Origin of the sequence: Paraburkholderia sp. SIMBA_027, from assembly GCF_046535315.1 — a bacterium.
Lineage (GTDB): Bacteria > Pseudomonadota > Gammaproteobacteria > Burkholderiales > Burkholderiaceae > Paraburkholderia > Paraburkholderia tropica.
Map to the genome: position 1 here is coordinate 1 of NZ_JAWRWY010001713.1, position 231 is coordinate 231.

Consider the following 231-nt stretch of genomic DNA (forward strand, 5'->3'; position numbering starts at 1 on the left):
GCTGGTATGGTGAGTTATTGCGCGATGACGCGATGATGAGTGCGGTTGGTTTAAGCCTGACAATTGCTGCCTGTGCGGCAACGGCGGCGGCGATCCTCGGGACTATTGCGGCGGTGGTGCTGGTGCGCTTTGGCAGGTTTCGCGGATCAAATGGCTTTGCCTTTATGATCACCGCGCCGCTGGTGATGCCAGATGTCATCACGGGCTTGTCGCTGTTGTTGTTATTCGTCG

At 57.1% G+C, this 231-nt stretch carries 1 pseudogene; it reads left to right on the forward strand.

The annotated features are described in order from the left end of the window. A pseudogene (locus SB764_RS45025) lies at positions 1-231 on the forward strand (putrescine ABC transporter permease PotI); the annotation flags it as partial.